General features: G+C 73.9%; 6 protein-coding genes. All 6 read left to right on the top strand.

Going from position 1 to position 7,942, the window contains the following annotated elements; translation table 11 throughout:
- Positions 1 to 241: 241 nt before the first annotated feature.
- The gene (locus E1286_RS44080) at positions 242 to 1,219 is read left to right on the top strand and encodes an oxamate carbamoyltransferase subunit AllH family protein (RefSeq protein WP_132622889.1); all 978 of its coding nucleotides are present in this window, start codon (positions 242 to 244) and stop codon (positions 1,217 to 1,219) included.
- Positions 1,216 to 2,565 carry an AllF/FdrA family protein gene (locus E1286_RS44075; protein WP_132622887.1) on the top strand — a complete coding sequence of 450 codons (1,350 nt, stop codon included), beginning with the start codon at positions 1,216 to 1,218 and terminating at the stop codon, positions 2,563 to 2,565. The genes E1286_RS44080 and E1286_RS44075 overlap by 4 nt, the downstream gene beginning before the upstream one ends.
- Complete coding sequence (locus E1286_RS44070; protein WP_132622885.1) at positions 2,562 to 3,965, top strand: YlbE family protein; 1,404 nt, start codon at positions 2,562 to 2,564, stop codon at positions 3,963 to 3,965. The genes E1286_RS44075 and E1286_RS44070 overlap by 4 nt, the downstream gene beginning before the upstream one ends.
- A gap of 143 nt (positions 3,966 to 4,108) precedes the next feature.
- Positions 4,109 to 6,352 (top strand): serine/threonine-protein kinase, encoded by a 2,244-nt coding sequence (locus E1286_RS44065; RefSeq protein ID WP_132622883.1) that lies wholly within the window; start codon positions 4,109 to 4,111, stop codon positions 6,350 to 6,352.
- A 36-nt stretch (positions 6,353 to 6,388) separates the two neighbouring features.
- On the top strand, positions 6,389 to 6,961 hold the full coding sequence (locus tag E1286_RS44060; RefSeq protein ID WP_132622881.1) for a TetR/AcrR family transcriptional regulator: 573 nt from the start codon (positions 6,389 to 6,391) through the stop codon (positions 6,959 to 6,961).
- Between the two features lie 55 nt (positions 6,962 to 7,016).
- On the top strand, positions 7,017 to 7,942 hold a 926-nt coding region (locus E1286_RS44055), incomplete at its 3' end, for an MFS transporter (RefSeq protein ID WP_132622879.1).

Raw genomic sequence — 7,942 nt, 5'->3', positions numbered from 1 at the left:
CTCCCCCGCGATCAGCCGGGCGTGCGCGAGCGACGACACGCCGAGCACCTCTCCGACGGACACGCCGTGGATGATCGTGCCGGTGCTGGAGAGGCGGATGGGGGGCTCCATGGGCTGATTGTGACGCCGAAGCCGTCTGTCAGGAAGAGCCAACCTTCCCGCTGACTGTTGGCAAATTTCTCCGTACGGAGGGTTCGCGGACCGTTCTACGGTCAGGTCCAAGGTCGGTTGGGGAGGTCCGTTGACCGTCGGTACTCATGCGCGGCGTGCCCGCGTCCGCGTCACGGGCGCGGCCAGCGTGGCGGTACGACCCGTCCTGGAGGCGCAGCGCCGTCCGGCCCGCGTGCTCGCGGTCTTCCCGCAAGGGGTGTACCTGGAGGTCAGGACCGACCTGGAGCCCTCGGTGATCGCCGTCATCACGGGCGAGGCCGTCCGGCTGCCCAACTCCGTGCTGCTGGCAGCGCACCTGCCGCCTGTCACGGTGGGCGACGACGCCTCGGTGGGCGACCGGGTGATCGAGCTGGGGCCGCTGACCCTCGGCGTACGCCGCTGGTGGGACCCCGCGCCGCCGCTGGGGCCGCTCGACGCGGCCACTCTCGCCGGCGCCGCCGCCCTGCTGGACGACCCGCCGAACCCGGGGCTGGCCGGGAACGGCACGGTCGGGCTGCTCGCGAGCAGCTGCGCGGACGGCTGGCTGCTGGGCGCGGTGACGGCGGCCGAGCAGCTCGTCGGCCTCGGGCCCGGGCTGACACCGAGCGGCGACGACGTGCTGGCCGGGCTGCTCGTGACCCTGCGGCACCTGGGCACGGCGACGGGGGCGGAGCGAGCGGTGCGGCTTGCGGGGTGGCTCGCGGCGACCGTCACGTACGACGCGCGCACCCGTACGACGCCGATCTCGGCCACTCTGCTGCACTGCGCGGCGCACGGCGCGGCCAGCCCGGAGGTGACCGCGGTGCTGCGCGGCCTCGCCGGCCGGCAGGCCCTGCGGCCGGCGCTGCGCCGCCTGCACCGGCTCGGCCACACCTCCGGCTCGGACCTGGCCCACGGCATCGCCATCGGCGTCACGGCGATCCTCGCCCTGAGCGGCACGCAGCCGCCCGAGCCGAACGCGACGGTCGACCTGGAATCACGCGAGCCGAACGCGACGATCGGCCTGGAATCGCCTGAGAGGACCACCATGAGCGGTGCCCCGGCGACGGCATCGGGAGGGATGCCATGAGCGACACCCCGGCGGCCGTGGTGGTGCGGCGGGGGGCGTACCACGACTCGGTCGCGCTCATGCGGGTCAGCCGCGCCCTGTCCGACCTGCCCGGCGTGGAGGCGGCCATGGTCGCGATGGCCACCGAGCTCAACGTCACCATCCTGCGCGAGCTGGGCTTCACCGTCCCGGAGGCCGGCCCCGGCGACCTCCTCGTCGCGGTGCGCGCGCACGACCCCGGCGCCGCCGTCGAGGAGGCCGAACGCCGGCTCGCCACCGCCCACCGGCCGCAGGCCGCGGCGCAGGAGCAGCCCCCGCTCACCACCCGCTCGGCCGCCGCCGCGGTCGACGCCGGCCTCGTGCTCGTCTCGACCCCCGGCGAGTACGCGTTCCTGGAGGCGTACGACGCCGTCGAGGCCGGGCTGCCGGTGATGATCTTCAGCGACGGCGTCCCCGTGGAACGGGAACGGCAGCTGAAGGAGCTGGCCGAGACCAGGGACGTGCTCGTCATGGGCCCCGACTGCGGCACCGCCGTCATCGCGGGAGCCGGCCTGGGCTTCGCGAACGTGCTCACCCCCGGCCCCGCCGGCGTGGTGGCCGCCTCCGGCACCGGCGCCCAGCAGGTGACGTGCCTGCTCGACCGGGCGGGCGTCGGCGTCAGCCATGTGCTCGGCGTGGGCGGGCGTGACCTGTCGGCCGAGGTCGGCGGCCTGTCCACGATGCGGGCGCTGCGCATGCTGGACGACGACCCCGCCACCGAGCTGATCGTGCTCGTCTCCAAGCCGCCCGCCCCCGAGGTGGCGCGGGCGGTGCGCGAGCTGCCGCTGCGCACGCCGGTCGTGCCGGCGATGCTGCGCGAGGGCGGGCCCGACCTGACCGAGGCGGCCGAGCAGGCGCTGCGGCTGCTGGGCAGGTCGGTCCCTGAGTGGCCGTCCTGGCCCGCCTGGCACCGCGCGCGCCCGTCCGCCGAGCGGATCACGGGCGTGTACTCCGGCGGCACGCTCGCCACCGAGGCCGCCCTGATCACCGGCTCCCGCGACATCGTGGACTACGGCGACGACGCCTACACCCGCGGACGCGCGCACCCGATGATCGACCCGACGTTGCGCGTGGAGGCGCTGGCCGGGGCCGCGGAGACCGACGTGGTGCTCATGGACGTCGTCCTCGGCCACGGAGCCGACCCCGACCCGGCCGCCTCGCTGGCCCACGCCGTCGCCCGCACGCCGGCGACCGTCGTCGTCGCCCTGATCGGCACCGACGGCGACCCGCAGGACCTGCACCGCCAGGCCGCCGCCTTCCGCGAGGCGGGCGCGGCGGTCTTCACCTCCAACGCCCAGGCCGCCCGCCACGCCAGGAGCCTGCTGTGACGCCACGCCCCCGGGCCGCTCTGCTCGACGCGCCGCCGCACGTGATCACCGTGGGGGCGGGCCTGCTGGACGAGGCGCTGCGCGCGCAGGCCGTCCGCACGACGACGGTCGACTGGCGGCCGCCGCTGCCCGGCACCGCCGAGGCCCTGGCCACGGTGCTCGCCGACCCGCGCCGCCAGGCGGCCAACGAACGGGCGGTGGGCCGGCTGCTGTCGGCCCGCCCGCACCTGGCGGGTGTCCGCCGGGCCTCGGAGGTGCTGCCGGCGGGGACGTTCCTGCACGCGGGCCCGCCCATCACCTGGGAGCGCGCCTCCGGGCCGATGCGCGGCGCGCTGGTCGGCGCGATGCTGCTGGAGGGCCTGGCAGGCGACGAGCGCGAGGCCGGCGATCGGCTGGCCGCGGGCGCGGTCGAGCTGGCTCCCTGTCACGAGCACGCCGCGGTCGGCCCGATGGCGGGTGTGGTGAGCCCGTCGATGTGGCTGTTCGAGGTGAACGACGCCGAGCACGGCGGCACCGCGTACTGCTCCTTGAACGAGGGCCTGGGCAAGGTCCTGCGGTACGGCGCGTACGGGCCGCAGGTGCTGGAGCGGCTGCGCTGGATGGACGAGGTGCTCGGCCCGGCCCTGGCGGCGGCGCTGGAGCGCACGGGCCCGATCGACCTGCGGGCGCTGATGGCGCAGGCCCTGCAGATGGGCGACGAGCTGCACAACCGCAACCGCGCGGCCACCTCGCTGCTGCTGCGGGTGCTGGCGCCCGCGCTGGTGGAGACCGCCTCCGAGCACGCGGCCTCGGTGCTGCGCTTCATCGACGGCAACGACCACTTCTTCCTCAACGCCGGCATGGCCGCGGCCAAGGTCAGCGCGGACGCCGCCCGCGACGAGCCCGGCTCGTCACTGGTCGTCGCCATGGCGCGCAACGGCACCGACTTCGGCGTGCAGGTGTCGGGTCTCGGCGGTCGCTGGTTCACCGGCCCCGCGGGCGTGCCCGACGGGCTCTACCTCGGCTCGTACGGTCCCGCCGACGCCAACCCCGACATCGGCGACTCCACGATCACCGAGACGTCGGGCCTCGGCGGCTTCGCGATGGCGGCGGCGCCGGCGATCGTGCGGTTCGTCGGCGGCGAGGTGGGCGACGCGGTGCGGGCCACCCGATCCATGTACGAGATCACGCTCGCCGAGCACCCCGCCTACCAGATTCCGGGCCTGGGATTTCGCGGCACGCCGGTCGGGATCGACGTCGCTCTCGTCGCCAGAACGGGCCTGCTTCCCGTGGTCAACACCGGCATCGCGGGGCGCGTGGCTGGGACGGGCCAGGTCGGAGCGGGCCTGGTCAAGCCGCCGGTCGAGGCGTTCACGAGCGCATTGCTCACATTGGCGCAATCAGTAAGCGATCAATTCTGAATAGGCTGATAACACCAGGTCAAGCCAGTAGAAAGCGGACTCCAGCTTCCCTTCCCGATTAACCGCCGATATCGTAACGAACCTCATAATCTGCAAGTAGCGCGTAGACGCACGTGACGGATGAGGTAGATGGGGGCGGATACATGGCAGCCGACCGCTTGCTCAGCGGGACCGGCCCCGAGGGCGGCGGCGGGGGCGCGCCGCAGGGCCAGGGACGCCTGGTAGGCAGGCGCTACCGGCTGATGTCGCCCGTCGGCCGGGGCGGCATGGGGATGGTCTGGCAGGCGCACGACGTGCTGCTCGACCGCGACGTGGCGGTGAAGGAGCTGATGCTCCCGTACGGGCTCGACCACGCGGGCATGCAGGTGGCGCACCGGCGGATGCTGCGCGAGGCGCGCTCGGCCGCGCGGCTGCAGCACCCGGGCATCGTGACCGTCCACGACGTGGTCGAGGAGGACGGCCGCCCGTGGATCGTGATGGAGCTGGTCCGCGCCTGGTCGCTGGAGCAGGCCGTGCGCCAGAGCGGGCCGCTGCCCGTGGTGCAGGCCGCCGAGATCGGCATCCGGGTGATCGACGCGCTGCGGCACGCGCACGCGGCCGGCATCCTGCACCGCGACGTCAAGCCCGGCAACGTGCTGCTGACGGCCGACCGGGTGGTGCTGACCGACTTCGGCATCGCGGCCATAGAGGGCGACGTGAACATCACGCAGACCGGCCTGCTCATGGGGTCGCCCGCGTACATCCCGCCGGAGCGGCTGTCCGGGCAGCAGATCACGCAGGCGGCCGACCTGTGGTCGTTCGGGGCCACGCTGTACGCCGCCGTCGAGGGGCGGCCGCCGTACGAGGGGCCGGACCCGGTCGCGGTGCTCGGCGCGGTGGTCACCCAGGATCCGATCAGGCCGCAGCGGGCCGGCGCGTTACTTCCGGTCATCGAGGGCCTGCTGCGCAAGAACCCGGCCGAGCGGCTGACGTCCGAGCAGACCGTCAAGATGCTGGAGGACGTGCTGCGCGCGCACGGCTCCGCCCGGCCGCGCACGCCCGAGACGCTGCCCAGCCGCTCCGACCCGACGCCCGCCGGGCTGCTGCCGCCGCTGGAGACCCCGTCGGGGCCGATGCCCTCGCGGATCGTGGAGACGCCGTCTGGGCCGGTGCGGGTGCCGTACGACTCGGGCTCGTACACGATGCCGGCACAGCGGCCGGGGAACGCGTCCGGCGGCTTCCCGATGCCCTCCGACCGGTCTGAAAGCACGTCGGGCGGTTACCCGATGCCGTCCGACCGGCAGGGAAGCACGTCCGGCGGTTACCCGATGCCGTCCGACCGGCAGGGAAGCACGTCCGGCGGTTACCCGATGCCGTCCGACCGGCAGGGAAGCACGTCCGGCGGTTACCGGATGCCGTCCGAGCCGCCGGGGAGCACGTCCGGCGGGCACCGCTCGGGGCAGCCGCCCCGGGTGTACGACTCGCTGGTCAGCTCGTCGGGCCCGCAGCCGCCGCTGGGCGCGCCGACCGCGCGCGACCTCGGCGACGACCTCGACGGCTCCGGCCCGCGGCCCCAGCCGATCCTCCCGCTGACCTCCGACAGCCGTACCTCGGGCGCGACCCCGTGGCCGCTGGCCACGCCCGACGCCCTGCGCGAGCAGTCCCGCGACCTGTCCCGCGACTCGCGCAACCCGCGCGACTCGCAGGCGACGACCGGCAGCCGGCTGACCTCGCTGCCGGACGCCGCGCCGCGCACGGGCAGGAGCCGGCGCCGGGCGGACGAGGACGACGGCTTCTGGGCTCGCGAGGGGCGGCCCAAGCCCATCATGATCGTCAGCGCGCTGGCCGCGTTGGCCGTCACCGCCGGCGTCGTGATCTTCGTACTGGTCGGCGGCTCGGAGGAAGCTGCCCCGGGCGCGAACCTCACCTCCGGCACGACCTCCGAGACCGCCACGGCTCAGACGGAGCCGTCCGCGGTGCCCGAGGGCTACAAGGAGCACACCGGGCCAGGGTTCGCCGCGGCGCTGCCGGACGACTGGACGCCGGCGGAGTCCGGCGACGTGACGACGTTCGACGGGCCGAAGGACTCCGGCATGCGGATCATGGTCGAGAAGGCCACGCCGCAGTCCGACGGCGGCGTGACTGCGCTGACCAAGAAGGAGGCCGAGGGCGGTCTGGAGGGCTACATCCAGGTGCAGCTGCAGGCCGTCGAATACCGGGGCAACAAGGCCGCCGACTGGGAGTACACCTACACCACCGCCAGCGGCGTACCCATGCACGCGCTCGTCAGGTACGTCACCATGGACGACGCCGCGTTCACGATCACGTTCGACCTGCCGGAGCTGAAGTGGGACGACCAGGCGGAGACGCGCAAGGTGTTCCTCGACACCTTCCAGCGGATCGACTAAATTGCACCGATCGTTCCAAAACGGTAGCGTGACGGCATGGCACGACCGCGGACGTTCGAAGAGGACCATGCGCTCGAGGCGGCCATGCGCGCGTTCTGGAACGCGGGCTACGAGGCCACCTCGACACAGGACCTGTGCGCGGCCACCGGGCTCGGGCGCAGCAGCATCTACAACACCTTCGTCGGCAAGCGCGAGCTGTTCCTCAAGTCGTTGCGCCGCTACACCGAGCAGCGCAACGCCCGCCTCGCCGAGGTGATGGAGGGCGACCTGCCGATCCGTGAGAAGGTGCGCACGGTGTTGTGGTGGGCGGTCGACTCCGACCCCGCCGACCCGCCCGGCTGCCTGGTCGTCAACACGGCGGTCGAGCTGGGCCCGCGCGACAGCGAGATCGCCGAGTTGGTGCGGCGCGACGGCGAGCGGCGGGTCGAGATCATGCGGGCGGCTCTGGAGCGCGCCCGCGCCCGGGGCGAGCTCGGCCCTGACAAGGACCCGCTCGCGCTGGCGCGCTTCGTCAGCGCTGCCGTCGGCGGCCTGCGCGTGAGCGCGCGCGGCGGCGCCGACCGGGCCGCCCTCGAGTCGATCGCGAACATCACGCTGGGCGTCTTCTGATTTTTTCGTGCCCTAATTTTGTACTGATCTATCCAAAACTAGAAAGGGGTCCGCCATGCCGTTGGCGGTCTACATCCTGGGTCTTGCGATCTTCGCCCAGGGCACCTCCGAGCTCATGCCGGCCGGGCTGCTGCCCGAGATGGCCGCCGATCTCGGAGTGTCGGTGCCGGACGCGGGGCTGCTGATCTCGGCGTTCGCGATCGGCATGCTGGTGGGGGCGCCGGTGCTGGCCGTCGCCACGCTGCGGATGCCGCGTCGTACGGTGCTGACGGTGTTCCTGGGACTGTTCGCGCTGACGCACGTCGCGGGCGCGCTCACCTCCAGCTACGCCCTGTTGTTCGCCACCCGCGTCGCGGGCGCGTTCGTCTACGCCGGCTTCTGGGCGGTGGCGGCCGGCACCGCGGTCGGGCTGGTGCCGGCGAACTCCCGGGCCAAGGCGATGAGCGTGCTGGCCGGCGGGCTGACCGTCGCCTCGGTGATCGGCCTGTCCGGGGGCACGGTCATCGGCCAGCACCTCGGCTGGCGGGCGGCGTTCTGGCTGGTCGCCGGGCTATCGGTGCTGGCCGGCGTGGGTGTGCTGGCCACCGTCCCCGGCGGCCGGCCGGGGGCCGCGGCCGCGCCGAGCGTGCCGGCCCAGCTGCGCGCCATGGCCCGGCCGCCGCTCTGGCTCGCGTACGGCACCACCGCGCTGACCACGAGCGCGCTGCTGGCCTCCTTCAGCTACCTGAGCCCGCTGCTGGCCGCGGTGACCGGCCTGGACGCCGCCTGGGTGCCGGCCGTCCTCGCGCTGTACGGGGTGGGGGCGCTGATCGGCATCACCTTCAGCGGCCGGATCGCCGACGCCCGGCCGTTCGCCGTCATGGTCGCCGGGGTGGCCGGGCTCGTGCTGACCTCGGCCGCGCTGGGGGCCTCGGCGCACCTCGCCGTGCTCGCCGTACCGCTGGTGTTCCTGCTCGGCGCCTTCGGTTTCGGCACCAACCC

The sequence above is a fragment of the Nonomuraea terrae genome (assembly GCF_004348995.1).
GTDB classification, from domain to species: domain Bacteria; phylum Actinomycetota; class Actinomycetes; order Streptosporangiales; family Streptosporangiaceae; genus Nonomuraea; species Nonomuraea terrae.
This window is presented reverse-complemented; position numbering and strand designations above follow the sequence as displayed.

Excerpts from the sequence above, each read along its gene's own strand:
- E1286_RS44075 (WP_132622887.1), top strand. The coding sequence starts at position 1,216 with ATGAGCGACACCCCGGCGGCCGTGGTGGTGCGGCGGGGGGCGTACCAC.
- E1286_RS44065 (WP_132622883.1), top strand. The coding sequence starts at position 4,109 with ATGGCAGCCGACCGCTTGCTCAGCGGGACCGGCCCCGAGGGCGGCGGC.
- E1286_RS44060 (WP_132622881.1), top strand. The coding sequence starts at position 6,389 with ATGGCACGACCGCGGACGTTCGAAGAGGACCATGCGCTCGAGGCGGCC.